Genomic DNA, 25,181 nt, shown 5'->3' on the forward strand with positions numbered 1-25,181 from the left:
CGTGGCGAACGCCCACGCACCTGAAACTCCGGCCGCCGCGCCGTCCGTGCGGCGGCGCCTCGCCGCGCTGCTCTACGAAGGCGTGCTGCTGTTCGGCGTCGTGTTCTTCGCCGGGCTCGCGTTCAGCCTCGCGACGCAGCAACGCAACGGCCTCGTCCATCACAACCTGCTCGCCGCCTGGATCGCGCTCGTGGTCGGCGCGTACTTCGTCTGGTTCTGGACCCACGGCGGGCAGACGCTGCCGATGAAGACCTGGCGGCTGCGGCTCGAATCGTCGAGCGGCCGGCCGCTGAGCGCGGGCCACGCGCTCGTCCGCTATGCGCTCGGCTGGCTGTGGTTCCTGCCGCCGCTCGCGCTGCATCCGCTCCTCGGCCTGTCGGTACCCGTCACGCTCGCGCTCACCGCCGCATGGATCGCCGCCTGGGCCGGCGCCGCGCGGCTGCATGCCGAGCGGCAGTTTCCGCACGACCGGATCGCCCGCACGCGCGTCGTCGCGATACCGCGCTGACACGCGGCATTCGCCTGACGAAAACACCTCGCCGAGGCGACTTCCGCCCGTCCCGGCAGCGCTGCCCGACAATGACCGTCCGTTCTGTACGGCACATTACGCAACGCCCCGCCATTCACTGCTAAACACCCTGCAGCGGTCGTAATAAGAACGTCTCGTGACTGTCATGGCACAGTCACGCCCGCATGGCGGAATGCCGGTAATGTCAACCGGCGCGAGTCATGCATGGGCCAGAAAACGTCCGCGACCTCCCTGTTCCGTCACCCCATCGGCGCCCGCGCCGCCACAGCGTTCCTGTCCGGTTCTGCCGCAACCGACGGGCTGGTCTCGCAAGACCCGCCTGCGGGGCACGCCACGCAGCATGACGACCCCGACTCGTCGGCCCACCGCTACCGCACCATCTGGCTGTCCGACATCCACCTCGGCTCGAGCGGCTGCCAGGCGCCGTACCTGCTCGACTTCCTGCGTCACAACGATTCGGAGTACCTGTACCTCGTCGGCGACATCATCGACGGCTGGCAGCTGAAGAAGGGCTGGTACTGGCCGCAGGCGCACAACGACGTCGTGCAGAAGATCCTGCGCAAGGCACGCAAGGGGACGCAGGTCGTCTACATCCCCGGCAACCACGACGAAGGCGCGCGGCAGTTCTGCGATCTCGCGTTCGGCGACATCCAGGTGCGCGGCGAGGCGTTCCACACGACGCTCGCAGGCAAACGTTTGTGGATCGTGCACGGCGACCTGTTCGACGGCGTGATCCAGCACGCGAAATGGCTCGCGTACCTCGGCGACACGCTCTACACGCTGATCCTCGTGCTGAACCGCTGGTTCAACCGGATCCGCAGCCGGCTCGGCTTCCAGTACTGGTCGCTGTCGCAGTACCTGAAGCACCAGGTCAAGAACGCCGTCAACTTCATCTCCCAGTTCGAGACCGTGATGACCGACGAGGCGCGCCGCCGCGGCTGCGACGGCGTCGTGTGCGGCCACATCCACAAGGCGGAGATCCGCGACATCGACGGCGTGCTGTACTGCAACGACGGCGACTGGGTCGAAAGCCTGTCCGCACTCGTCGAGACGATGGAAGGCGAACTGAAGATCGTCTACTGGACGGTGATGCGCACCGCACCGACGGAGACCACGTCGCGCAAGGCCAAGGCCACTGCCTGACACCCCCCTACTTACAGGACAAAGCCGCGATGAAGATCATGATCGTCACCGACGCGTGGGAACCGCAGGTCAACGGCGTCGTGCGCACGCTGAAGAGCACGTCGCGCGAACTCACCGCGCTCGGCCACCGCGTCGAACTGCTGACGCCGCTGGAATTCCGTACGGTGCCCTGCCCGACCTACCCGGAGATCCGCCTGTCGATCCTGCCGTACCGCAAGCTGCGCGCGCGGATCGATGCGTTCGCACCCGACGCGCTGCACATCGCGACCGAAGGCCCGCTCGGCCTCGCCGCGCGACGCTACGCGCGTTCGCGCAAGCTGCCGTACACGACCGCGTACCACACGCGCTTTCCGGAATACGTGCAGGCGCGCTTCGGCATCCCGCTCGCCGCGACCTACCGCTTCCTGCACTGGTTCCACGGCCCGTCGCTCGCGGTGATGGCGCCGACGCCGGTCGTCAAGCAGGATCTCGAGAAATTCGGCTTCACGAACGTCGTGCTGTGGACGCGCGGCGTCGATCTCGACGTGTTCCGGCCGATGGAATCGAAGGTGCTCAATACCGCGCGGCCGATCTTCCTGTACGTGGGCCGCGTCGCGATCGAGAAGAACGTCGAGGCATTCCTGCGCCTCGACCTGCCCGGCTCGAAGTGGGTCGCGGGCGAAGGCCCCGCGCTCGCGGAGCTGAAGTCGCGCTATCCGGAAGCAAACTATCTCGGCGTGCTGTCACAGGCCGAGCTCGCCAAGGTGTATGCTGCGGCCGACGTGTTCGTGTTCCCGAGTCGCACCGACACGTTCGGCCTCGTGCTGCTCGAGGCGCTCGCCTGCGGCACGCCGGTAGCCGCGTATCCCGTGACGGGCCCGATCGACGTGCTCGGCGAAGGCGACGCCGGCGCAATGCACGAAGACCTGCAGGAAGCCTGCCTCGAGGCGCTGAAGATCGAACGCACCACTGCGCGCGCGTGGGCCGAACGCTTCTCGTGGCGCGCGGCATCCGAGCAGTTCGCGTCGCATCTGAAGCCGCTGCCGAAGACCGCGTACTCGCCAGCAGAAGGTGCCGCCGTTTGAAACGAGACCTGAACGACAAAATCCCGCCCCCCGACGCAACGCCGCAACGGCACCGCCCGTTCGACGAGGAAGAGCCGCACGCCGACGCGGACGTGCACGCGCACGAGCCGCTCGGCCCCGACGATCGGCTCGCGCCGCTGCCGCCGAACCCGTACAAGCGCCATCGCGGCATCACGCGCGCCTGGTACGCCCTCAAGCATTCGCTGAACGGCTTTCGCGTGGCGATCCGCGAGGAGAGCGCGTTTCGCCAGGAACTCACGCTCGCCGCGCTGATGCTCCCGATCGGCGCGTTCGCACCGGTGCCGGCGGCATCGCGTGCGCTGCTGATCGCGTCGGTGCTGCTCGTGCTGATCGTCGAGCTGCTGAACTCGAGCGTCGAGGCCGCGATCGACCGCATCTCGCTCGAGCGTCATGAACTCTCGAAGCGCGCGAAGGACCTCGGCAGCGCAGCCGTGACCGTCGCGCTGTTCGCGTGCGTGACGACGTGGGGCTTCGTGCTCGGCCCCGTCGTCGCACGCTGGCTCGGCTTCTAGACGGCTGCCCCGCGGGTATCTGGCGCACCGCCCGCGTGCGGCGCTGCACCATACGCCGCGCGGCGCGGCGATCACGAAATGCCCCGATGTGGCGAAACCCCGGTTTATAATCGTCCGCTAGACATAGAACAGCAACCCGCGCCGGACGAATCACGCAGCATCGATTGCAGCGCCCGCCAGTCCGGCACACACAGGGCCGGACGACATGGAAGCGAAACCTCCCCGCCGCACCCGCGAACGGATTCTCGAGTTGTCGTTGAAACTCTTCAACGAGATCGGCGAGCCGAACGTCACGACCACGACGATCGCCGAGGAAATGGAAATCAGTCCAGGCAACCTGTACTACCATTTCCGCAACAAGGACGACATCATCAACAGCATCTTCGCGCAGTTCGAGCAGCAGATCGAACGGCGGCTGCGCTTTCCCGAAGATCACCGTCCGACGATCGACGAAACCTGGTCGTACCTGCAGTACATGGCCGATTTCATGTGGACCTACCGGTTCCTGTATCGCGACCTCAACGACCTGCTCGCCCGCAACCGCACGCTCGAGACGCACTTCAAGCAGATCATCAGCCACAAGGTGCGCTTCGCGCGCGACATGTGCGAGCTGCTCGTGTCCGACGCCGAGATGGTCGCGACGCCCGCCGAGATCGAAGTCATCGCCACCAACATGGCCGTCATTTCGACGTACTGGCTGTCGTATCAGTACGTGATGCATCCGCGCAAATACAACGACCAGGACGCGATCCGCGAGGAACTGCACCAGGTCAGCATGCACGTGATCTCCGTGATGGCACCGTACCTGCGCGGCCGTTCGCGCCAGCTGTTCGACGACCTGGTCTCGGGCAAGCTGCCGAAGCGCCAGTTCACCGACTACCTGCCGCCGCGCGACGGCTCGCCGCGCCCCGCCGACAGCCCCGTCGTCACCGGGCAGGCACCCGCCAAGGACTCCAAGCAATGAAGGCTGTTTGTGTTTACTGCGGCTCGTCGTCCGGCGTGCGGCCCGTCTATGCCGATGCCGCGCGCGCATTCGGTCGCGCGCTCGTCGATGCGGGCCTCACGCTCGTCTACGGTGGCGGCCGGGTCGGCCTGATGGGCGTGATCGCCGACGAAGTGATGGCGGCCGGCGGCCGTGCGGTCGGCGTGATCCCCGAACTGCTCGTCGACAAGGAAGTCGGCCATACGGGGCTGTCGGAACTGCACGTCGTGCCCGACATGCACCACCGCAAGAAAATGATGGCCGATCTCTCCGACGCGTTCGTCGCGATGCCCGGCGGCGCCGGCACGCTCGAAGAGCTCTTCGAAGTCTACACGTGGGCGCAGCTCGGCTATCACCGCAAGCCCGTCGCGGTCTACAACATCGATTCGTTCTACGATCCGCTGATCGCGCTGTTGCGTCATACGGTCGACGAGGGCTTCATGCGTCCGGCCTATTTCGACGCACTGTGCGTCGAGTCGGAACCCGTCGAGCTGATCGAGCGACTGCGTCGCTACCAGCCGCCCGCCCGCGACAAGTGGGCGCCCGACGCGGCCAAGTAACCGTCACCGGAACCCGCACGCGATGACCGCACCGTCCGACCGCAAGGCCGTCCTCATCACCGGCGCGAGCCGTGGCATCGGCCGCGCAACCGCCGTGCTCGCGGCCGAGCGCGGCTGGGACGTCGGCATCAACTACGCGCGCGACGCGGCGGCGGCCGAACTCACCGCGCAGGCCGTCCGCGACGCGGGCGGCCGGGCGTGCGTCGTCGCGGGCGACGTCGCGAACGAAGCCGATGTCGTCGCGATGTTCGACACCGTCACGGCCGCATTCGGCCGCCTCGACGCGCTCGTCAACAACGCGGGCATCGTCGCGCCGTCGATGCCGCTCGCCGACATGCCGGCCGACCGGCTGCGGCGGATGTTCGACACCAACGTACTCGGCGCGTATCTGTGCGCGCGCGAGGCCGCGCGCCGGCTCTCCACCGACCGCGGCGGCCGCGGCGGCGCGATCGTCAACGTATCGTCGATCGCCTCCCGGCTCGGCTCGCCGAACGAATACGTCGACTATGCGGGGTCGAAAGGCGCGGTCGACTCGCTGACGATCGGTCTCGCGAAGGAACTCGGCCCGCACGGCGTGCGCGTCAACGCGGTCCGACCCGGCCTGATCGAGACCGACATTCACGCGAGTGGCGGCCAGCCGGGCCGTGCGGCCCGCCTCGGCGCCACGACGCCGCTCGGCCGCGCGGGCGAAGCGCAGGAGATCGCCGAAGCAATCGTCTGGCTGCTCGGCGACGCGGCGTCCTACACGACGGGCGCCCTGCTCGACGTCGGCGGCGGCCGGTAATTCCGCACTGCCGCACATCAAAAACCGCCGTCCAAAGCAATCCGTCGTCACGACACCACAAATCTCCACAATTTCGTGACACGAACGGTAATCCACCGTAACAATTCCGTGGTCTACTAGCGGACATTCAGACAGGTGTCATAAACATCCGTCCGTTGGCCTTTGATATGGCCCCAATCGGTCCTGCCCACGTCGCCGGACCGGCTCGACTCGACCCGAGATTCCTTCCATGCCTGGAACCGCAGCGCCCAGCCGGCGACGCACGTCTGTGCCCGCTCCGGCCCCGCACACCCACTCGACCGCCGACGCCGATCTCACCGCAACGCTCGACGCCGCCGGCACGCCCGTCGCCGCGTCGACCGCCGCCACCAGCACGACGCGCGAACGCTCGCGCCTGCTCGGCTGGCGCGCGTGGCTGCTCGTCGCCGCGCTGATCTGCGCGTATACGCTGCCGGGCGTGCTCGGCCACGATCCGTGGAAGCAGGACGAAACCTACACGTTCGGCATCATCCAGCACATGCTCGAGACCGGCGACTTCGTCGTGCCGACCAATGCCGGCCTGCCGTTCATGGAAAAGCCGCCGCTTTACGCGTGGGTCGCGACCAGCCTCGCCTGGCTGCTGCAGCGCGTCATGCCGCTGCACGACGCGGCCCGGCTCGCGAGCGCGCTGTTCGCCGCGCTGGCATTCGGCTTCATCGCGCGCGCGGCGCGCGTCGCCAGCCGCGCGGACGCCTGGCTCGACCTGCGCGTGATCGGTCCCGTCGTGCTGAGCGCCGGCACGCTCGTCGTCATCAAGCACGTGCACGACATGATGACCGACGTCGCGCTGTTCGCCGGCACGGCAATCGCGTTCTGCGGGCTGCTCGAACTCGTGATGCAGCACGTCACGCGCGCGCAGCAGATGCGGCACGGGCTGCCGGTCCGGCCGTCGGGCCGCTGGGCCGCGCCGATCTTCGGCGCGGGCGTCGGCATCGCGCTGATGACGAAGGGGCTGTTCGTGCCGCTCGTGTTTGCCGCCACGCTCGTCGGCGCGATGGTGCTCTATCCGGCCTGCCGCACCCGCGCGTTCGCGCGCTCGCTCGGCATCGCCGCACTCGTGTTCGCGCCGTTCGCGCTCGTCTGGCCGACCGCACTGTTCCTGCGCTCCGAGACGCTGTTCATGACGTGGTTCTGGGATAACAACGTCGGCCGCTTCTTCGGTTTCTCCGTCCCCCAACTGGGCGCGGAAAACGACAAGCCGTTCTTCATCCTGCGTGCGTTCCTGCTCGTCGGCTTCCCGGTCGCGCCGCTCGCGATCGTCGCGCTCGCGCGGGGCGCATGGCGCGACTGGCGCACGCCGCGCATCGCGCTGCCGGTGATGTTCACGGTCGTCGGGCTCGCCGTGCTGCAAGTGTCCGCGACGTCGCGCCAGCTCTACATCCTGCCGTTCTTCGCCCCGCTCGCACTGGTCGCCGCACAGGCCATCGACCGCCTGCCGCGCCAGCTGCATCTCGCGTGGGACTACCTGAGCCGCATCCTGTTCGGCACGGCCACCGCGCTCGCCTGGGCCATCTGGGCGGTGATGGCCGATCCGGCCGCGTCGCGCAAGGATCTGACGCTGCTCGGCCGCTGGCTGCCGCTCGACTGGACGATGCCGATCGAACCCGCGCTCGTGATCGGTGCGCTCGCGCTGACGGTCGGCTGGCTGACGCTGCTGCCGAAGCTGCGTACGACCGGCGTCTGGCGCGGCGCGCTGTCGTGGGGCGCCGGCGCACTCGTTGCGTGGGGGCTCATTTACACGCTGCTGCTGCCGTGGCTCGATGTCGCGAAGAGCTACCGCTCGGTGTTCGACGACCTGAACGCGCACCTCGCGCTCGAATGGAACGACGGCGACTGCATGGCGAGCCTGCACGGGCTCGGCGAATCGGAAGCGCCGATGCTGTACTACTTCTCCGGCATCCAGCACACGCCGATCGCCGACGCGAAGACGACGCGCTGCACCTGGATGATCGTGCAGGGCGTGCGGGCCGTCGATCCGGCGCCCGGCGACGAATGGAAACTGTTCTGGACGGGCGCCCGCCCGGGCGACAACGAGGAACTGCTGCGCGTGTACGTGCGCACGCCTGAACAGCACGTCGAGTAATGCGGGGAGGCACGGCAGACGCGCCGCCGTGCTTGCCGTCGTAGCGGGCGTGGCATGGTGAGCACCACCGCCCGAGCAGCGAACAGCCATCGGGAAATGCGCGCCGCCGACCGGCGTGCCCTGCCGCCACCGTGCCCGCGTGACCCCGTGGGCCTCCCCTCTTCCCGCGTCACACCGCCGCCCGAATCCTCAGAACGACGAACCAGGCTCGCGAAGAAACGCCGTCTCCTCGTCGCTCGATTCCCGACCGAGAATCGCGTTCCGGTGCGGAAAGCGGCCGAAGCGCTCGACGACGGCCGCATGCAGCAACGCGAAGCGATGATAGCTCTCGCACCCTGCTTCGTCGCGAATGCCCGCGCACAGGCGCACGGCTTCGCGCTGGCTCTCGACCGACTCGTCATGCTCGAACGGCAGATACGCAAACGCGCGGTGATGGCCGCTCGGCAACTGCGCGTCCCAGCCGGCCGCGACGACGCGGCGCGCGAGCGCGAGCGCCTTCGGATCGGCGGCAAACGCGCGCGGCGTGCCGCGATGGATGTTGCGCGAGAACTGGTCGAGCACGACGATCAACGCCAGTGCCCCCGACGGCGAGCCCGCCCAGTGATCGCAAGCGCCGTCGCACGCGGCGTCGAGCAACGCGCCGTAGCACGTGCGCAGCACGTCGTCGAATGCCGCTCCGCCGTTGAACCAGACCTTGCGGTTCTGCCCGAACTCGGCCGAGCCCGGCTCGCCGAACCAGAAATCGAGAATTTCCCGCGCTTGCGGATCGAGCGCCGCCGCGCCCGCGTGGGGGGTGTCAATCGTCATGCAAACTCCAGTACGAGGCGCCGGGTGCGCGCGCTCTTCTTTTCCAGTTTCGCGACCCGCAGCTCGCCGATTTCGGACGTATTGCGCACATGCGTGCCGCCGCACGGCTGCAGGTCGACCTGCTCGATGCGCAGCAGCCGCACACGGCCGAGGCCCATCGGCGGCTTCACGCTCATCGTGCGCACGAGGTCCGGCCGCGCGGCCATCTCGTCGTCGGTGATCCATTCGGTCGTGACCGGATGCGCGCCGCCCACCAGGCCGGCGAGGCGCCGCTCGACGTCATCGCGGTCGATCGCGTCGGACGTCGCGAAATCCAGCCGCACGTAGTCGGCCGTCACGCTGCAACCATCGACTGCGTACGGCAGCACCGCGCACATCAGGTGCGCCGCGGTATGCAGCCGCATGTGGCGATAGCGGCGCAGCCAGTCGATCTCCGCGATCACGCGCGTGCCGGGCTCGAGCGCCGCGACGCTTACCTCCTGCCCCGGTGCGGGCACGTGCACGGCGTCGTCGGGCGTCGCGCCGTCGAACTTGGCCTTGCGCGTATCGGCAATCGCGATCGTGCTGCCGTCGGGCAGCGTCAGCGTGCCGGTGTCGCCGGCCTGGCCACCGCCGAGCGGATAGAACACGGTGCGGTCGAGCCGGATGCCGTCGTCGCCGACGGCCAGCACGACCGCGTCGCATTGCGTGAGGTACGCGTCTTCGCGAAACAGCGCTTGTGTCGTCATCGGGCGAGCCTCGTATCGATTGGGGGAAGCGGCAAGTGTCGCGCCGCGCGGCGCGCGCGCCCAGACGCAGATCGTCCCGCGCGCGGGCGGCGGCGTACCGGTCGATCAACCGGGCCGGTTGCGCATCCAGTCGGCCGTGTCGTAGAACGAATGCATGAGCCGCTCGCGCAGCGGCTCGGGCAGCCCGATGTCCTCCATCGCCCACGCCATGCAGCGCAGCCACTGGTCGCGCTCGACCGACGCGATCGGGAACGGCAGGTGCCGCGCGCGCAGCCGCGGATGGCCGAACCGGCTGATGTAGTGGTCGGGGCCGCCGAGCCACCCGCACAGGAACCAGAAAAACTTGTCGCGCGAACCGTCGAGCGAATCCGGGTGCAGCGCGCGAATCTGCGCGAACTCGGGCTCGAGATCCATCAGGTCGTAAAAGCGGTCCACCATTTCGCGCACGCGGGCTTCACCGCCCACGAGCTCGAACGCCGTCGGCTGCGACGGCGCATCGTCATTCACATCGGTCATACGGATAGTCGGAAAACAGGATCTTCGGGGCCGCCGGCGACGCTCATGCGTCGCGCAGCGACTGCAGCGCGGGGCGCCGCAGCACATTATGCAGGCTCAGCCAGCCGGCCGCACCGGCGCACGCGACGCCGGCCGCGATGCCGGCCGGCACGAGCCACGGATCGACGGCGAGCTGGAAATCGAACACGCGCGACGCGAGCACCCAGCCGACCGCGATCGCGCCCGCCGACGCCAGTGCACCGGCCAGCGCGCCGACCACGACGAACTCCGCGCGCTGCACCGCGTTGACCTGGGCGCGCGACGCGCCGAGCGCGCGCAGCAGCGCGGCCTCGCGCACCCGCTCGTCGCGCGTGCCGGCGAGCGCCGTGTACAGCACGAGCACGCCGGCCGCGAGCGTGAACATGAACAGGAACTGCACCGCGCCGACCACCTGCAGCATCATCCGCTGCAACTGCGCGAGGATCGGCGCGACGTCGATTGCGGTCAGGTTCGGATAGCGCGCGATCAGCGGATCGAGCAGCGCGGCATTCGATGCCGGCAAATGGAAGCTCGTCAGGTACACGGCCGGGAAATCCTTCAGCACCGGCGGCGGCATCAGCACGAAGAAATTGACGCGGAACGAACCCCAGTCGAGCTTGCGCACGCTCGTGATCGGCGCGTCGACCGTCAGCCCCGTCACGTCGAAGCGCAGCACGTCGCCCGGCTTCACGTTCAGCGTCTTCGCGAGGCCCGCCTCGATCGAGATCTGCGGCGTCGCCGCGGTGCCGAACCAGTCGCCTTCGACGATCCGGTTGTCGGACGGCAACCGGGTCGTATAGGACAGGTTGAACTCGCGGTCGACGAGCCGGCGCGCCTCCTCGGACGGGTAGGCGTCCGGATTCACCGGCTTGCCGTTGATCGCGACGAGGCGGCCGCGCACCATCGGCTCGGGCACCGCGTCGCGCACGCCGTGCGCGGCCAGATAGGCCGCGACGTCGGCGCGCTGGTCGGGCTGGATGTCGATCAGGAACTGGTTCGGCGCATCGGGCGGCGTCGACTGCTGCCAGCCCGCGACGAGGTCGTTGCGCGTGATCGCGATCAGCAGCAGGCACATCAGGCCGAGCGCGAGCGCGGTGATCTGCAGCGCGCTCGCCGTGCCGCGCCGGTGCAGCGACGCCAGCGCGTAACGCCAGCCGACGCCCGCGGCCACGCGCGCGTTGCGCACCGCACGCGCGGCGGCGAACAGCACGAGCCGCGCGATCAGCGCGAAACCGACCAGCGCGCCGGCGAAACCGCCCGCGACGATCAGCCCGAGTTTCAGGTTGCCGGCGGCCGCGATCAGCAGCCCCGCGAACAGCACGACGCCGACCGCATACGCGACCCACGCCGTGCGCGACGCGTCGCCCCACTCGCGCCGCAGCACGCGTACCGGCGGCACGCGCGTGAGCGGCACGAGCGGCGGCAGCGCGAAACCGAGCAGCAACACGAGCGCGGCGCCCATGCCGATCAGCGCCGGCCACAGCGTGGGGGGCGGCAGCACCACGTCGATCAGGCTGCCGAGCGCGGCCAGCAATGCCCAGTGGCCGCCATAGCCGAGCACCGCGCCTGCAGCGCCGGACACGATCCCGATGCCAGCGAATTCGAGTGCGAACAGCGCGCCGAGCGTGCGGCGGCTCACGCCGAGGCAGCGCATCGTCGCGCAGCCGTCGAGATGGCGCCGCATGTAGCGCTGCGCGGCCATCGCGATCGCGACCGCCGCGAGCAGCGCGGTGAGCAGCGCGACAAGCGTCAGGAAGTGGCGTGCGCGATCCAGCGTCTGCCGCACCTGCGGCTGGCCTTCCTGCAACGACTCGAGACCGACGCCGCGCAGCTTCCCGCCGTCGACACGTGCGTGCGCATACGCCTCGAAGCGTGCGACGGCCTGCTGGTCACCGGCAACCAGCAGCCGGTACGTGACACGGCTGCCATAGCCCGTGAGCCCCGTCGCGGCCAGCTCGTCCGCGCGCATCATCAGCCGCGGCGAGAAATTGACGAAGGAAAACCCGCGATCGAGCTCGCGGGAGATCGACGCGGCGACCTTGAACGTGCGCAGCCCGACGCGCACCGTATCGCCGGCCTTCAGGTGCAGCGCATCGAGCAGCGCCGGATCGGCCCAAACGGTGCCGGGCGCGGGAATCGCGGCCGCCTTCTGCGCGGTGGCCGCGCCGGCCGGCAGGATCTCGACCGCGCCGCGTAACGGATAGCCGGGCGACACGGCCTTCACGGCCGCGAGGCGCGACGGCGCCGCGTCGGTCGCCTGCCCGCCCGTGGCGGACGCGATCATGCTCGGGAAGATGGCGGTCGTCGCAGTACGCAGGCCGAGCGCGCGGGCCTGCTGATCGAACGACGGATCGACGGGACGATCGGCCCGCACGACGAAATCGGCGCCGAGCATCTGGCGCGCGTCGCGCTCGAGCCCCTGGCGCAGGCGGTCGGCGAGGAAGCCGACGCTCGTCAGCGCCGCGACCGCGAGCACCAGTGCAAGGACGAGCAGCGTCAACTCGCCCGCGCGCCAGTCGCGCGCGGTCATGCGGGCGGCCTGGCGGATCAGGTCGCGCAGGCCGAAGCGGCCGGCATGCGCGTTCACCTCATGGCCGGGGTGCCCGGCCGGCGGCTGCGCCGCGGGTTGCCGCCCCTTCAATCGCGCTTCCCCCCGATCGAGTTGAGCCGCGACACCATGTGGTTCGCCATGCCGCGAAAGCCGCCCGAGACACCGCGCCACAGGCGCGGGAGCGCCCACGCGGACGCCGCGATGAAGGCGGCAAGCAGCACGAGGAACGCGAGCGGAACGAAGAACGCGAGCACGAGCCCGCCGACCACGAGGCCGTCCTCGGTCGACGACGCGATCCAGTTCGAAATCGGTTCGGGCGACAGGTTGATCATCGCGCGCGTGCCGGCCTTCGCCACGTGCGCGGCACCGGCGAGCGAGCCGCCGGCGAGCCCTGCGACCGCGAGCACGGTCGGATCGGCATGGCCGAGCGCGCCGGCTGCGAGCACGGCGCCGGCCGGAATGCGGATGAAGGTGTGCACGGCATCCCACAGCGAGTCGAACGCGGGGATCTTGTCGGCAAGGAATTCGGTGACGGTGAGCACGGCCGCGGCGCCGATGACCCACGGCGACATCAGGACGGCCAGCGTGTCGGGCAGGTGGAGCCAGCCGAACCGCGCCAGCACGCCGGCGATCAGCACGGTCAGGTACAGGCGCAGGCCGCTCGCCCACGCGAGCCCCGCGCCGAGCGAAATGGCTTCGATCATGGCCCTCTCCTTGCACTTTCCGTGCGATTTGCCGATTGATCGGATCGGGTCGGACAGACCGGCCGCGCGGCGCGTGGCGACCGGCACCGCGTGCCGCGAGAAGCACGACGGTATTCAGGCCCGAATGCGTTCCATTATAGACAGGCTAGATGGGCGGCCGGCGCAAATCCGCAGTGCGGCACCGGGCGCGCACGCGCCCGGGTGCCGTCGTCACGCAGCCGACGACAGCTTCAGGCCGATCAGCCCCGCGACGATCAGCACGGCGCTCGCGACGCGCGCGACGGTCAGCGCCTCGCCCATCATCACGATGCCGAACACGAACGCACCGACCGCGCCGATGCCCGTCCACACCGCGTACGCGGTGCCGAGCGGCAGCTGGCGCATCGCGACCGCGAGCAGCCCGAAGCTGGCCAGCGCCGTCACGATCGTAAACACCGACGGACCGAGCTTCGTGAAGCCGTCCGACGATTTCATGCCGGCCGCCCAGGCCACTTCCAGCAAACCGGCAATGAACAACAATACCCACGCCATCTCGACGTACTCCGTATCGGATGGGGCCGTCCCCGTTGAAACGAATGACCCGGGGTCGTCCCCAGGCGGCGCCGAGTATAACAAGATGCTTACGGACGCGGCGCGCGGCCGGCGGCCGATCGGGGGCACGATCGGCCAGGCCCGGTCAGTTCGACACGCGCTTCGGCGTGACGCCGGCGACGCAGCGGTCGTCGCGGTACAGCGCCCACTCCTCGCACACGCGGCCATCCTTGAACACGCACATGCCGACCTGCCCGCTCGACAGGTTGCGGGTCGTGTGGCGGCCGCCGAGCTTGGCGCAATTGACCGACGCGGGATTGGCCATCGCCTGCTGCTGCGACGACGGTTGCTGCCCGGGCGGCAGCGGTTGGGCGAACGCGCCAGACGCGGCAAGCGCCAGCGCACAGATGACGACCAGACGGACGGACATTGCACGCTCCTCGTTTTCGCTCGCGGAACGGTCAGGATAACGGGGAATGAGCGCCGGGTGTGCAACGCGCGCGCCGGCCGCGAGACTGTCGCGCCGGCGCAACCCTGCCGGCATGCGACGTCACGCGCACGGGTGCAGCTGCGACCCGGCGACGCCCGTCATGCGGCGCCGACCAGCCGGTAACCGACGCCCGTCTCGGTCACGATGTACTCGGGCTGCGCCGGGTCGCGCTCGAGCTTCTGGCGCAGGTGCGCCATGTAGATGCGCAGATAGTGGTGGCTTTCGACGTGCGACGGCCCCCACACGTCGCGCAGCAGCTGGCGGTGCGTGAGCACGCGCCCCGCGTGCCGCACGAGCGTCGCGAGCAGCCGGTATTCGAGCGGCGTCAGGTGCACGATTTCGTTGTCGCGCCACACCTGGCGCAGCGCGAGATCGACGGTCACGGTGCCGAAGGTCACCTTTGGCGACTCGTTCGCGCCGCCCTGGTTACGCCGGCGCAGTTGCGCGCGGATCCGCGCGCGCAGTTCGGACACGCCGAACGGCTTGGTCAGGTAGTCGTCGGCGCCCGCATCGAGCGCCGCGACCTTCTCTTCTTCCTGCGTGCGCGCGGACAGCACGATCACCGGCACCTCGGACCAGCCGCGCAATTCCCGGATCACGTCGAGGCCGTCGGTATCGGGCAGGCCGAGGTCGACGATCACGAGATCGGGCTTGCGCGTCGCCGCGTCGATCAGCCCCTGCTTGCCCGTCTCGGCCTCGAACACCGCGATGTCCTCCTCCTCGAGCGCGGCGCGCACGAAACGGCGGATCTGCTTTTCGTCCTCGATCAGGACGACGGTCAGGCTGGGTTCACTCATGATCTGGCAATGATTCGGATGGGGACGACGCACCCGGCACTTCGGGTTCGTCGTCGGGTACGGCAGGCGCGGCCGGCGGCGTCTCGACCGGCAGCGTGAACCAGAAACGCGCGCCCGTCACGTGGCCGTCGGGTGCCGTCCGGTTGAACGCGCCGATTTTACCGCCGTGCGCTTCGACGATCGCGCGGCAGATCGCGAGGCCGAGGCCAATGCCCGGCGTCGCCGATTCCTTCTCGCCGCGCGTGAACTTGTCGAAGATCCGCGTTTCCATCCCGGCCGGCAGGCCGGGACCGTAATCGTCGACGAGCACGCGCACGAACGGCAGCCCGTCGTCGGTCACGCGCTCGGCGCCGATGTCGAGCGGCGTATCGGCCGGCGTGTACTTCGCCGCGTTCTCGAACAGGTTGGTGAACAGGCGCTCCATCAGCACCGCGTCCATCTGCAGGAGCGGCAGATCGGCCGGCAACACGACGCGCGCGGGATGGTGCGCAAGCACGCGCTTGCAGGCGGCGAGCGCGGCGCCGACGGTTTCCTCGAGCAGCGACCACTGGCGCTTCAACTGCAGGCTGCCGGCCTGCAGCCGCGCCATGTCGAGCAGGTTCGTGACGATGCCCGTCATCCGCAGCGCCTCGTCGTGGATCGCATCGACGAGTTCGCCCTCGCGCTGCGCGAAGCGTTCGGCCGCCGCGGCGTCGCCGCCCTGCGCGGCCGCGCGCCCGTTCGCGAGCATCGACGAGAAGCCGACGATCGTCGTGAGCGGCGTGCGCAGGTCGTGCGAGATCGCCGATAGCAGCGAGTTGCGCAGCCGCTCGGACTCCATGTTGACGAGCGCGTCGCGCGCGATCTCCACGTAGTGCACGCGCTCGAGCGCGAGCGCGATCTGCGCGGCGAACGCGTCGAGCATCCGCTGCTGCTCCGGCACCTCGAGTTCGCGCGGCTCGCGCGATGCGACCGCGAGCACGCCGCGCGTGCGCATCGGCGCCTTCAGCGGCAGGTACAGCGCGGCCGTCGCGGGCAACGTATCGGTGCCGCGGCCGGCCGGCTTCTGCTGGTCGTACACCCACTGGCCGACGTCGCTGTCGAGGTCGGTGCCCGTCAGCGTGACGGCCGCATCGGGCTCCTCGATCTTCTGGCGCACCTTGTCCGCACTGTCGGGCAGCAGGAACGCGACGCGCGCGCGGAACACCTCGCCCACGTGACGGCTGCCGATCTCGACGATCTGCTCGGTCGTCAGCGCCGCGCCCAGCTCGCGCGCCATCGCGTAGATCGCGCCGGTGCGGCGCTCGCGGCGCTGCGCGACGCTCGCCTGGCGCGTCAGCGTCGACGTCAGGTGGCTGATCACGAGCGACGTCAGCAGCATCCCGAAGAAGGTCAGCAGGTATTGCGTGTCGCTGACCGAGAACGACATGCGCGGCGGCACGAAGAAGTAATCGAACGCGGCCACCGACAGGAACGACTGCAGCACGCCCGGGCCGCGCCCGAGCCGCACGGCCGAGAACACGACGCCGAGCAGGTACAGCATCACGAGGTTCGTGAGGTCGAGCCGCTCGGACACGAGGCTCGCGACCACCGTGATCGCCGCGCAGATCGCGGCCGCATATACGTAATGCCGCGGCGGCGAACGGTGCGTGCCGAACTGCGCGAATGCATCGCGCCAGTCGCGCGCACGTGCGTCGAGGGGGGCTGCGCGCGCCTCGTCGCTCGCGGACGCCCGGATCAGCATCAGGTCGACGTCGCCCGCGCGTTCGGCCAGCTTCTCGCCGAACGGCCGCACGAAGCGGCGCACGAGCCCGACCTTCGGCGAGCCGCCCGCGACGATCTTCGACACGTTGCGCACCTTCGCATAGCCGATCAGCGCGGCAACCGCGTCGGCGCCGGCGAGCGTGGCCGTCTCCGCGCCGAGCTCGGCCGCGAGCTTCAGCGCATCGAGCGTGCGCTGCCGTCGCGCATCGGGCAGCCGCTGCAGGCGCGGCGTCTCCACATAGACGGCGATCCAGTCGGCCTTCAGGCTCGCGGCGAGCCGCGCGGCCGCGCGCACGAGCGTCGGCGCTTCAGGGCCGGGCCCGACGCACACGAGCAGCCGCTCGCGTGCCTGCCAGATGCGCTGGATCGAGCGGTCGGCGCGATACTCGCGCATCTGCGCGTCGACGCGATCGGCCGTGCGCCGCAGCGCCAGTTCGCGCAGCGCGATCAGGTTGCCCTTGCGGAAGAAGTTGCGCACCGCGCGCTCGGCCTGCTGCGCGAGATAGACCTTGCCGTCGCGCATCCGCTCGAGCAGCTCCTCGGCCGGCAGGTCGACGAGCGTGACTTCGTCGGCCGCATCGAACACACGGTCGGGCACCGTCTCCCACACGCGGATGCCGGTGATCGCGCCGACCACGTCGTTCAGGCTTTCGAGGTGCTGGACGTTGACGGTCGTGTAGACGTCGATGCCCGCGTCGAGCAGTTCGTACACATCCTGCCAGCGCTTCAGGTGCCGCGCGCCCTGCACGTTCGAATGCGCGAGTTCGTCGACGAGGATCAGTTGCGGCTCACGCGCGAGCGCGCCGTCGAGATCGAATTCGGCGAGCGTGCGGCCGCGATAGTCGATGCGCGCAAGCGGCAGCACGTCGAGGCCGTCGAGCAGCGCGGCGGTTTCGCTGCGCCCGTGGGTCTCGACGATGCCGACGACGACGTCGACGCCTTCCTGCAGGCGCTGGCGCGCGGCCTGCAGCATCGCGTAGGTCTTGCCGACACCGGCCGATGCGCCGAAGAAGATCTTGAGCTGGCCGCGCCGCTGCTTTTCTTCGTCACGCTGCAGCTTGTCGAGGAGTTGGTCTGGATCGGGACGATTCATGCGTCAGAAAGGCGGAGCGCCCGGATGCGCGCGAGTACGAGCATTGTTGTTCCAAATCGCCGCAAAAGGCAAAGACGGCGCATGCGCCGTCGGGAAAAGGCGCGCCCGGCGCGGATCGTGCCGCGCCGGACGCCGGTTGCCGTCGGAAGCCCGGACGCGCGCTCAGTGCGCGGCCTGCGCCGCATCGAGCGCGAGGTTCAGCTTCAGCACGTTCACGCGCGGTTCGCCGAGCACGCCGAACTGGCGGCCCGTCGTATTCGCGGCGACGAGCTGCGCGACCGCGTCGGGCGCCAGGTTGCGCGCCTTCGCGACGCGCTCGACCTGGTACGCGGCGGCGGCCGGCGTGATCTCCGGATCGAGGCCGCTGGCCGACGCCGTCACGAGGTCGACCGGCACGGGTTTCGACATGTCGGTGCCCGCGTCGCGCAGCGCTGCGATGCGCCCCTTCACCTGGTCGGCGAGCGACGGGTTCAACGGGCCCAGGTTCGAGCCGCCGGAGCCGGTCGCGTTGTACGGCATCGGCGAGGTCGCCGACAACCGGCCCCAGAAGTACTTCGGCGCATCGAACGGCTGGCCGATCAGGGCGGAGCCCACCGCCTTGCCGTCCTTGTCGATCAGGCTGCCGTTCGCCTGCGACGGGAACACGGCCTGGCCGAACACGGTCATCACGGCCGGATAGGCGAGCCCCGTCACGGCAGTCAGGACGACAAAGAGCACGACGAGCGGACGAATCAACGTTTTCATGATGTTTCCTTCAAATACGGCCGGCTCAGGCCCAGCCGAGTGCAGCGAGCGTCATGTCGATCAGCTTGATGAACGGGAACGGCAGCAGCACGCCGCCGAGGCCGTACACCAGCAGGTTGCGGCGCAGGAGCGACGCGGCGCCGAGCGGCCGGTACGTGACGCCCTTCAGCGCCAGCGGAATCAGCGCGACGATGATCAGCGCGTTGAAGATCACCGCCGACAGGATCGCCGACGCCGGCGACGTCAGGTGCATGATGTCGAGCACGCGCAGCTGCGGATACGTCGTCACGAATGCGGCCGGGATGATCGCGAAATACTTCGCGATGTCGTTCGCGATCGAGAACGTCGTCAGCGATCCGCGCGTCATCAGCATCTGCTTGCCGATCTCGACGATCTCGATCAGCTTCGTCGGGTTCGAGTCGAGGTCGACCATGTTGCCGGCTTCCTTCGCCGCCTGCGTGCCGGTGTTCATCGCCACGGCGACGTCGGCCTGCGCGAGCGCCGGTGCGTCGTTGGTGCCGTCACCGGTCATCGCGACGAGGCGCCCTGCGGCCTGGTGTTCGCGGATCGTCGCGAGCTTGGTTTCCGGCGTCGCTTCGGCAAGGAAATCGTCGACACCCGCTTCCGCCGCGATCGCCGCGGCCGTCAGCCGGTTGTCGCCCGTCACCATCACGGTCTTGATGCCCATCTTGCGCAGTTCCGCGAAGCGCTCCTTGATGCCGCCCTTCACGATGTCCTTCAGCTCGATCACGCCGAGTACGCGCGCCGCGCCTTCATGCAGGTCGGCCACGACGAGCGGCGTGCTGCCGCGGCGCGCGACTTCGTCGACCGCGCGGCGCACTTCTTCCGGGAAGCGGCTGCCGTGCGTCTCGACGTAGTGGCGGATCGCGTCGGCCGCGCCCTTGCGGATTTCACGGCCCGGCAGGTCGACGCCGCTCATCCGCGTCTGCGCGGAGAAGCCGATGAACGTCGCGTGCAGCTGCCCCATGTCGCGCTGGCGAATGTTGAAGCGCTCCTTCGCGAGCACGACGATGCTGCGGCCTTCCGGCGTTTCGTCGGCGAGCGACGACAGTTGCGCGGCATCGGCCAGCGCTTCCTCGGTCACGCCCGGCGCCGGCACGAACGTCGATGCCTGGCGGTTGCCGAGCGTGATCGTGCCGGTCTTGTCGAGGAGCAGCACGTCCACGTCGCCGGCGGCTTCCACCGCACGGCCCGACGTCGCGATCACGTTGGCCTGCATCATCCGGCTCATCCCGGCCACGCCGATCGCGGACAACAGGCCGCCGATCGTCGTCGGGATCAGGCACACGAGCAGCGCGACGAGCGCGGTGATCGTCACCACGTGGCCGGCCTTCATCGCTTCGACCGAGAACATCGAGAACGGCAGCAGCGTGGCGGTGGCGAGCAGCATCACGATCGTCAGCGCGACGAGCAGGATCGTCAGCGCGATCTCGTTCGGCGTCTTCTTGCGCTTCGCGCCTTCGACCATCGCGATCATCCGGTCGAGGAACGCCTCGCCCGGGTTCGCGGTGACCTTGACGACGATCCAGTCCGACAGCACGCGGGTGCCGCCCGTCACCGACGAGAAGTCGCCGCCCGATTCGCGGATCACCGGCGCGGATTCGCCGGTGATCGCCGATTCGTCGACCGACGCAACGCCATCGATCACCTCGCCGTCGGCCGGGATCACGTCGCCGGCCTCGACCAGCACGACGTCGCCACGGCGCAGCTCGGTCGCGGTCGTGATGCGGATCGGCGACTTCGGATGCGGCTCGTTGAGCTTCTTCGCCATCACGTCTTTCTTCGCGCTGCGCAGCGACGCGGCCTGCGCCTTTGAGCGCCCTTCGGCGAGCGCTTCGGCGAAGTTCGCGAACAGCACGGTGAACCACAGCCACAGCGCGATCGCGAGGATGAAGCCCGCGGGCGCCTCGGCCTGGCCGGCGAGCGCCGCGATCCACAGGATCGTGGTCAGGATGCTGCCGACGTACACGCAGAACATCACCGGATTGCGGAACTGCGTGCGCGGCGTGAGTTTCTTGAACGAGTCCACGATCGCCGGGCGCAGCAGCGCCGGATCGAACATGGACCGTGTTGCGGAATGTTGAGTCATTGCGATCTCTTCAATCTCTTCAGTCTTTTCAAGGTGTCGCCATGCGGGCGCGCATCACGCGCCCAGCCACATCATCAGGTGCTCGACGCCCGGGCCGAGCGCGAGCGCCGGCACGTAGGTCAGCGCGCCCACCAGCAGCACGGTGCCGAGCAGCAGCACGACGAACAGCGGACCGTGCGTCGGCAGCGTGCCGCTCGTCACCGCGATGCGCTTCTTCGCGGCGAGCGAGCCGGCGATTGCCAGCACCGGCACGATCGTGCCGAAGCGGCCGAACCACATCGCGATCGCGGTCATCCAGTTGTAGAACGGCGTGCCGACCGTCAGGCCCGCGAACGCGCTGCCGTTGTTGTTGGCGGCCGAGCTGAACGCGTACAGGATTTCCGAGAAGCCGTGCGGCCCCGGGTTCGCGATGCCGGCCTTGCCCGCATCGGCGAGCACGGCGATCGACGTGCCCACCAGCACCAGCAGCGGCGTGAGCAGCACGACGATCGACACCATCTTCATCTCGTACGCTTCGATCTTCTTGCCGACGTATTCCGGCGTGCGGCCGATCATCAGGCCGGCGACGAACACCGCGAGCAGCGCGAACACGAGCATCCCGTAGAGACCCGAGCCGACCCCGCCGTAGATCACTTCGCCCAGCTGCATCAGCAGCATCGGCACGAGGCCGCCGAGCGGCGTCAGCGAATCGTGCATCGTGTCGACGGCGCCGCACGACGCGGCCGTGGTCGCGACCGTGAAGATGCCGGTCTGCGCGATGCCGAAGCGCGTTTCCTTGCCTTCCATGTTGCCGCCCGGCTGCAGCGCGCTCGCCGACTGGTCGACGTGCAGCGCGGCGAGCGTCGGGTTGCCGGCCTGCTCGGCGCTCACCTCGAAGCCGATCGCGATCACGAACGCGACCGTCATCGCCGCGAGCACGGCGATGCCCTGCCGGCGGTCGCCGATCATGCGGCCGAACACGAGACACAGCGCGGCCGGGATGATCAGGATCGCGAAGATCTGCAGGACGTTCGCGAACGGCGTCGGGTTCTCGTACGGGTGCGCGGAGTTCGCGTTGAAGAAGCCGCCACCGTTGGTGCCGAGCATCTTGATCGCTTCCTGCGATGCAACCGGGCCCATCGCGAGCGTCTGCTTCGTGAGCGGGGTCGGCACCGTGACCGCGTTGCCCTTGTCGTCCTTCACCGGATTGCCCTGCGCGTCGAGCTTCGGCGCGGCGTAGGTGCTCGCCTGCAGCACCGGCACGTCCTGGTACGACTTCATGTTCTGGATCACGCCCTGGCTCATCAGCAGCGCGGCGATGACCATCGACATCGGCACGAGCACGTACATCGTCACGCGCGTGAGGTCGACCCAGAAGTTGCCGATCGTCTGCGCGGTATGACGCGCGAAGCCGCGGATCAGCGCGATCACGACGACGATCCCGGTTGCCGCCGACAGGAAGTTCTGCACGGTCAGGCCGAGCATCTGCGTCAGGTAGCTGACGGTCTGCTCGGGCGTGTAGTCCTGCCAGTTCGTGTTGGTGACGAAGCTGACGGCCGTGTTGAACGCGCCGTCGACCGTCATCGCACCGAACTGCTGCGGGTTGCCGGGCAGGAAGCCCTGCAGGCGCAGCAGGCCGTAGAGGAACAGCGCGCCGAGCGCGTTGAACGCGATCGTCGCGATCGCGTACTGCTTCCAGTTCATCTCGCTGCCGGCGTCGACGCCGGCGACGCGGTACAGCGCGCGCTCGAGCGGCCCGAACACGCGCACGACGCGCGAGCTGCCGTCCATCACCGCGGACAGATAGCGCGCGACCGGCACGGCCGCCGCCAGCAGCACGACGATGAAGAGCAGCGTCTGAAAGAGATTGTTCGCGTTCATTCAATGTCCTCCGCGCGCAGCAGCGCAAAGACGAGATACGCGAACAGCAGGGCCGTCGACGCGCCCGCCAGCCAAAGCATCCAGGTCATGCTCGCCCCCCGCGACCGTATTGCACGAGCTTGTCGCAACCGGCGACCAAACCGAGGATCAGCGCGGTGAAGAGCACCAGTGCGCCGATGAAAACCCCATCCATTTTTCTGTTCTCCATCGTCGAAATCAGACGACTAGAACCTTATGGGAACGCACGTAAAGGACGGGTCAAAGGTATCGGGGCGCGTATAAAAAACACGTAAACGTGGCATTCGGGGAGGACGACGGCGGGGACCGGGAGGCGGGACGGACGGCGCCGTGGCGCCGCCCGGACAAGCGCGTGCCGACGTGGCGCCGGCACGGGGAGGCAGGTCAGGGAACGAGGATCGTCGAGCCGGTGGTCTTGCGCGCTTCGAGATCTTCATGCGCGCGGCCGACTTCCGCGAGCGGATAGCGCTGGTTGATGCTGGTCTTCACCTTGCCCGACAGCAGCACGTCGAACAGCTCGGCGGCCGCGGCTTCGAGATCGGCGCGCTTCGCGATGTACGAGAACAGCGTGGGGCGCGTAAAGAACAGCGAGCCGCGCGACGAGAATTCCTTCGAGTCGATCGGCGGCAGCGGGCCCGACGCGTTGCCGAAGCTGACAAACAGCCCGAGCGGCGCGAGGCTGTCGAGCGAGCCGATGTAGGTGTCCTTGCCGATCGAGTCGTAGACGACCGGCACGCCGGCGCCGTTCGTGATCTCCTTCACGCGCTGCGTGAAGTTCTCACGCGTGTAGACGATCGGATGGTCGCAACCGTGCGACTTCGCGAGCGCGGCCTTCTCGTCGGAGCCGACCGTCCCGATCACGGTCGCGCCGAGCGCCTTCGCCCACTGGCACACGAGCAGGCCGACACCGCCGGCCGCCGCGTGGATCAGGATCGTGTCGCCGGCCTTCACCGGATACGTGCGGCGCAGCAGGTAGTGCGCGGTCAGGCCCTGCAGCATCACCGACGCCGCGTCGTCGTAGCTGATGCCGTCCGGCAGCTTCACGAGCCGGTCGACCGGCATCACGCGCTCCTGCGCGTATGCGCCCGGCGGTTGCCCGACGTACGCGACGCGGTCCCCCGCCTTGAGCGTGGTCACGCCTTCGCCGACGGCCGTCACCTCGCCCGCCGCCTCCATCCCGAGACCGCCGGGCAGCGCTTGCGGGTACAGACCGGTGCGGAAATAGACGTCGATGTAGTTGAGGCCGACCGCGTGCTGCCGGATGCGGACTTCACCCGCCTTCGGTTCGCCGACCTCGACATCGACCCACTTCATCACGTCCGGGCCGCCCGGCTGGTCGTATCGGATTGCTTTCGGCATCGTTTCGCTCCTCGTTTGTCTGGGAATCGTGTTCGGCGAATGCGTCGACATCGCCCCTACGGTGATGCGTGCGAACACCGGTCACAAAGTTCAATTCTCGCGCGTCCTGTGCCGTCATGCACCGCGCCATCGCAATCCCTTCACGTTTTTAGGGTTTTCGCGGGAAACGAATTGCAAGGGCCATGCATGCCGGAGGACGGCACGGCTTTGAACGAGTCGCAGCAGTGTGCTCGTCGCGCTTTCGAATCGATGACGGTCGTCACACTTCGACACCTTCAAATCATCGCTTTTGGGTCGAATGAATCTCCATTCCGTCCGCGATGGCCATGCCCGACCGCCCCTGCGCATCTTCGGCTTGCCGTTGGTACGCGACGAATCTGCCGCGCCTCGTCGTCGTACTCACCCCGGAATCGGCGACCTTGATACAGGTCGGCCTGGTTGCCCAACTTCTTGCCACGCACATTTACGAGATGACGGTCGTGCTATTTTGCCGTTTGCCAAATTCGCCAAGCCTACGCCATGAAACTCTTGCTTATCCGGAATGTGGTCATTCTCGCGTCGTTGTCGGCAAGTATCGGCACCGCCACGGCGGCCGCAGTATCGCGCGTCGACGGCGTCCGGCTGCTCGACGACATGAACCGCTCCGACAACAGTCCGTACGCCGACGCCCAGCGCCACGCGATGGCCGGGTATCTGGCTGGCGTCGCCGATGCCACCGAGGGCAAGGAATGGTGCGACCACGGTCGCGTCAAACCGGGAGAAATCGATTCGGAAGTGATTGGCGATCTCCGGAAGCTACCAAGAGACGCGCTGAAGGCAAGCGCAGCAAGATTGGTTACCCATGTCTTGCAACAAAAATATCCTTGCCGTTAATCGAGGGAAAACCTGTTTGAAACCGCCGTTCTCTTTACTGAGCAGCCACTATCCAGGCAACAAGGCTGTTTCGAGGGAAGCGCTTTACCAAGAACTGGGCTGGCAAGATCTGATTCAGAATCCGTCGTATGCAAATACCTGCGCCATTCGGATCAGTGTGGCTCTTGTCAAATGCGGAATAACGTTGCGTGGTGGACTGGTCATTCAGAAAGGGCCGCATCGTGGACGCCGTGTCGAGGCAGGCCAAGCCAGGCTAGCCAGGATGCTGGCGGAGCCGGCGTATTTCGGCAAAGCCGAAGCGTTTCGACGAGACGACGCGGTGCTCGGCATTGCCGCCAGAAAGGGCGTGGTCGCTTTCTGGAACATACCGGGTTACATGAACGGTCGTGGCGGACATATCGACCGGATCGACGGTGCCCGAGCCCTCTGTGGCTCCGATTGCTACTGGGCGGCATCGGAAGTGTGGTTTTGGCCATTGCGATAATCGGCAGTACCCCGGCCCGGCGCAACCCATGCCGATAT

Annotated in this window: 25 protein-coding genes; 10 read left to right on the forward strand and 15 right to left on the reverse strand. The window is 68.4% G+C overall.

The window, feature by feature from the left end; genetic code table 11:
• The first annotated feature begins 1 nt into the window (after position 1).
• The 8 genes from CFB40_RS12565 (at position 2) to CFB40_RS12600 (ending at position 7,717) form a co-directional block, all read left to right on the forward strand.
• Positions 2-508, forward strand: coding sequence for an RDD family protein (locus CFB40_RS12565; protein WP_089426625.1), 507 nt, complete (start codon positions 2-4; stop codon positions 506-508).
• A 225-nt stretch (positions 509-733) separates the two neighbouring features.
• The gene (locus tag CFB40_RS12570; protein WP_069248481.1) at positions 734-1,672 is read left to right on the forward strand and encodes a UDP-2,3-diacylglucosamine diphosphatase; all 939 of its coding nucleotides are present in this window, start codon (positions 734-736) and stop codon (positions 1,670-1,672) included.
• A 29-nt stretch (positions 1,673-1,701) separates the two neighbouring features.
• The gene (locus CFB40_RS12575) at positions 1,702-2,736 is read left to right on the forward strand and encodes a glycosyltransferase family 4 protein (protein WP_059531147.1); all 1,035 of its coding nucleotides are present in this window, start codon (positions 1,702-1,704) and stop codon (positions 2,734-2,736) included.
• Positions 2,733-3,269 carry a diacylglycerol kinase gene (locus CFB40_RS12580; protein WP_039370536.1) on the forward strand — a complete coding sequence of 179 codons (537 nt, stop codon included), beginning with the start codon at positions 2,733-2,735 and terminating at the stop codon, positions 3,267-3,269. The genes CFB40_RS12575 and CFB40_RS12580 overlap by 4 nt, the downstream gene beginning before the upstream one ends.
• Before the next feature lie 205 nt (positions 3,270-3,474).
• The gene (locus tag CFB40_RS12585) at positions 3,475-4,233 is read left to right on the forward strand and encodes a TetR/AcrR family transcriptional regulator (RefSeq protein ID WP_021161119.1); all 759 of its coding nucleotides are present in this window, start codon (positions 3,475-3,477) and stop codon (positions 4,231-4,233) included.
• A complete protein-coding gene (locus CFB40_RS12590; RefSeq protein WP_048020480.1) occupies positions 4,230-4,811 on the forward strand; it encodes a TIGR00730 family Rossman fold protein in 582 nt (193 codons plus the stop codon). Before CFB40_RS12585 ends, CFB40_RS12590 begins: the two co-directional genes overlap by 4 nt.
• A 22-nt stretch (positions 4,812-4,833) precedes the next feature.
• Entirely contained in the window at positions 4,834-5,595 is a 762-nt protein-coding gene (locus CFB40_RS12595) for an SDR family oxidoreductase (protein ID WP_089431496.1), read from the forward strand.
• Between the two features lie 229 nt (positions 5,596-5,824).
• Positions 5,825-7,717 (forward strand): ArnT family glycosyltransferase, encoded by a 1,893-nt coding sequence (locus CFB40_RS12600; RefSeq protein ID WP_089431498.1) that lies wholly within the window; start codon positions 5,825-5,827, stop codon positions 7,715-7,717.
• Positions 7,718-7,906: 189 nt separating this feature from the next.
• On the opposite strand, the gene CFB40_RS12605 is transcribed toward CFB40_RS12600, so the two are convergent.
• The 15 genes from CFB40_RS12605 to CFB40_RS12670 form a co-directional block, all read right to left on the reverse strand.
• Entirely contained in the window at positions 7,907-8,524 is a 618-nt protein-coding gene (locus CFB40_RS12605; protein WP_089431500.1) for a DUF924 family protein, read from the reverse strand.
• Positions 8,521-9,252: an alanyl-tRNA editing protein gene (locus tag CFB40_RS12610; protein ID WP_089431501.1), complete on the reverse strand. Its 732-nt coding sequence runs from the start codon at positions 9,250-9,252 to the stop codon at positions 8,521-8,523. Before CFB40_RS12610 ends, CFB40_RS12605 begins: the two co-directional genes overlap by 4 nt.
• A gap of 105 nt (positions 9,253-9,357) precedes the next feature.
• A complete protein-coding gene (locus CFB40_RS12615; RefSeq protein WP_069248490.1) occupies positions 9,358-9,768 on the reverse strand; it encodes a group II truncated hemoglobin in 411 nt (136 codons plus the stop codon).
• Between the two features lie 43 nt (positions 9,769-9,811).
• The gene (locus CFB40_RS12620) at positions 9,812-12,427 is read right to left on the reverse strand and encodes an ABC transporter permease (RefSeq protein ID WP_179255275.1); all 2,616 of its coding nucleotides are present in this window, start codon (positions 12,425-12,427) and stop codon (positions 9,812-9,814) included.
• Positions 12,424-13,041, reverse strand: a complete 618-nt coding sequence (locus CFB40_RS12625) for a DUF4126 domain-containing protein (protein WP_011352729.1) — start codon at positions 13,039-13,041, stop codon at positions 12,424-12,426. The genes CFB40_RS12620 and CFB40_RS12625 overlap by 4 nt, the downstream gene beginning before the upstream one ends.
• A 210-nt stretch (positions 13,042-13,251) precedes the next feature.
• The gene (gene sugE / locus CFB40_RS12630) at positions 13,252-13,572 is read right to left on the reverse strand and encodes a quaternary ammonium compound efflux SMR transporter SugE (RefSeq protein WP_089425993.1); all 321 of its coding nucleotides are present in this window, start codon (positions 13,570-13,572) and stop codon (positions 13,252-13,254) included.
• 145 nt (positions 13,573-13,717) lie between these two features.
• A complete protein-coding gene (locus CFB40_RS12635; RefSeq protein WP_089431503.1) occupies positions 13,718-14,002 on the reverse strand; it encodes a putative hemolysin in 285 nt (94 codons plus the stop codon).
• A gap of 158 nt (positions 14,003-14,160) precedes the next feature.
• Complete coding sequence (gene kdpE / locus CFB40_RS12640; protein ID WP_039370506.1) at positions 14,161-14,859, reverse strand: two-component system response regulator KdpE; 699 nt, start codon at positions 14,857-14,859, stop codon at positions 14,161-14,163.
• On the reverse strand, positions 14,852-17,695 hold the full coding sequence (locus CFB40_RS12645) for a DUF4118 domain-containing protein (protein WP_089431505.1): 2,844 nt from the start codon (positions 17,693-17,695) through the stop codon (positions 14,852-14,854). The genes kdpE and CFB40_RS12645 overlap by 8 nt, the downstream gene beginning before the upstream one ends.
• A gap of 162 nt (positions 17,696-17,857) precedes the next feature.
• A complete protein-coding gene (gene kdpC, locus CFB40_RS12650) occupies positions 17,858-18,439 on the reverse strand; it encodes a potassium-transporting ATPase subunit KdpC (RefSeq protein ID WP_089431507.1) in 582 nt (193 codons plus the stop codon).
• 25 nt (positions 18,440-18,464) lie between these two features.
• On the reverse strand, positions 18,465-20,549 hold the full coding sequence (kdpB, locus tag CFB40_RS12655) for a potassium-transporting ATPase subunit KdpB (RefSeq protein WP_089431508.1): 2,085 nt from the start codon (positions 20,547-20,549) through the stop codon (positions 18,465-18,467).
• A 54-nt stretch (positions 20,550-20,603) separates the two neighbouring features.
• The gene (gene kdpA / locus CFB40_RS12660) at positions 20,604-22,409 is read right to left on the reverse strand and encodes a potassium-transporting ATPase subunit KdpA (RefSeq protein WP_089425998.1); all 1,806 of its coding nucleotides are present in this window, start codon (positions 22,407-22,409) and stop codon (positions 20,604-20,606) included.
• Entirely contained in the window at positions 22,406-22,498 is a 93-nt protein-coding gene (gene kdpF, locus CFB40_RS12665) for a K(+)-transporting ATPase subunit F (protein WP_006752209.1), read from the reverse strand. Before kdpF ends, kdpA begins: the two co-directional genes overlap by 4 nt.
• Complete coding sequence (locus tag CFB40_RS39060; protein ID WP_256976802.1) at positions 22,495-22,617, reverse strand: hypothetical protein; 123 nt, start codon at positions 22,615-22,617, stop codon at positions 22,495-22,497. Before CFB40_RS39060 ends, kdpF begins: the two co-directional genes overlap by 4 nt.
• A gap of 194 nt (positions 22,618-22,811) precedes the next feature.
• Entirely contained in the window at positions 22,812-23,786 is a 975-nt protein-coding gene (locus tag CFB40_RS12670) for a quinone oxidoreductase family protein (protein ID WP_089426627.1), read from the reverse strand.
• A gap of 519 nt (positions 23,787-24,305) precedes the next feature.
• On the opposite strand from CFB40_RS12670, the gene CFB40_RS37940 reads away from it, so the two are divergent.
• Entirely contained in the window at positions 24,306-24,659 is a 354-nt protein-coding gene (locus CFB40_RS37940) for a Rap1a/Tai family immunity protein (RefSeq protein WP_143329842.1), read from the forward strand.
• A gap of 16 nt (positions 24,660-24,675) precedes the next feature.
• Positions 24,676-25,143 (forward strand): T6SS effector amidase Tae4 family protein, encoded by a 468-nt coding sequence (locus tag CFB40_RS12680; protein ID WP_179255276.1) that lies wholly within the window; start codon positions 24,676-24,678, stop codon positions 25,141-25,143.
• Positions 25,144-25,181 lie beyond the last annotated feature (38 nt).

The sequence above is a fragment of the Burkholderia sp. AU31652 genome (genome assembly GCF_002223155.1).
In the GTDB taxonomy this organism is placed as follows: domain Bacteria; phylum Pseudomonadota; class Gammaproteobacteria; order Burkholderiales; family Burkholderiaceae; genus Burkholderia.

Coding starts and splice junctions, on each gene's coding strand:
- kdpB (WP_089431508.1), bottom strand. CDS start 20,549: ATGACTCAACATTCCGCAACACGGTCCATGTTCGATCCGGCGCTGCTG.
- kdpC (WP_089431507.1), bottom strand. CDS start 18,439: ATGAAAACGTTGATTCGTCCGCTCGTCGTGCTCTTTGTCGTCCTGACT.
- kdpA (WP_089425998.1), bottom strand. CDS start 22,409: ATGAACGCGAACAATCTCTTTCAGACGCTGCTCTTCATCGTCGTGCTG.
- CFB40_RS12600 (WP_089431498.1), top strand. CDS start 5,825: ATGCCTGGAACCGCAGCGCCCAGCCGGCGACGCACGTCTGTGCCCGCT.
- CFB40_RS12590 (WP_048020480.1), top strand. CDS start 4,230: ATGAAGGCTGTTTGTGTTTACTGCGGCTCGTCGTCCGGCGTGCGGCCC.
- CFB40_RS39060 (WP_256976802.1), bottom strand. CDS start 22,617: ATGGAGAACAGAAAAATGGATGGGGTTTTCATCGGCGCACTGGTGCTC.
- CFB40_RS12635 (WP_089431503.1), bottom strand. CDS start 14,002: ATGTCCGTCCGTCTGGTCGTCATCTGTGCGCTGGCGCTTGCCGCGTCT.
- kdpF (WP_006752209.1), bottom strand. CDS start 22,498: ATGACCTGGATGCTTTGGCTGGCGGGCGCGTCGACGGCCCTGCTGTTC.
- CFB40_RS12595 (WP_089431496.1), top strand. CDS start 4,834: ATGACCGCACCGTCCGACCGCAAGGCCGTCCTCATCACCGGCGCGAGC.
- CFB40_RS12615 (WP_069248490.1), bottom strand. CDS start 9,768: ATGACCGATGTGAATGACGATGCGCCGTCGCAGCCGACGGCGTTCGAG.
- kdpE (WP_039370506.1), bottom strand. CDS start 14,859: ATGAGTGAACCCAGCCTGACCGTCGTCCTGATCGAGGACGAAAAGCAG.
- CFB40_RS12570 (WP_069248481.1), top strand. CDS start 734: ATGGGCCAGAAAACGTCCGCGACCTCCCTGTTCCGTCACCCCATCGGC.
- CFB40_RS12645 (WP_089431505.1), bottom strand. CDS start 17,695: ATGAATCGTCCCGATCCAGACCAACTCCTCGACAAGCTGCAGCGTGAC.
- sugE (WP_089425993.1), bottom strand. CDS start 13,572: ATGGCGTGGGTATTGTTGTTCATTGCCGGTTTGCTGGAAGTGGCCTGG.
- CFB40_RS12605 (WP_089431500.1), bottom strand. CDS start 8,524: ATGACGATTGACACCCCCCACGCGGGCGCGGCGGCGCTCGATCCGCAA.
- CFB40_RS12610 (WP_089431501.1), bottom strand. CDS start 9,252: ATGACGACACAAGCGCTGTTTCGCGAAGACGCGTACCTCACGCAATGC.
- CFB40_RS12625 (WP_011352729.1), bottom strand. CDS start 13,041: ATGATCGAAGCCATTTCGCTCGGCGCGGGGCTCGCGTGGGCGAGCGGC.
- CFB40_RS37940 (WP_143329842.1), top strand. CDS start 24,306: ATGAAACTCTTGCTTATCCGGAATGTGGTCATTCTCGCGTCGTTGTCG.
- CFB40_RS12575 (WP_059531147.1), top strand. CDS start 1,702: ATGAAGATCATGATCGTCACCGACGCGTGGGAACCGCAGGTCAACGGC.
- CFB40_RS12670 (WP_089426627.1), bottom strand. CDS start 23,786: ATGCCGAAAGCAATCCGATACGACCAGCCGGGCGGCCCGGACGTGATG.
- CFB40_RS12585 (WP_021161119.1), top strand. CDS start 3,475: ATGGAAGCGAAACCTCCCCGCCGCACCCGCGAACGGATTCTCGAGTTG.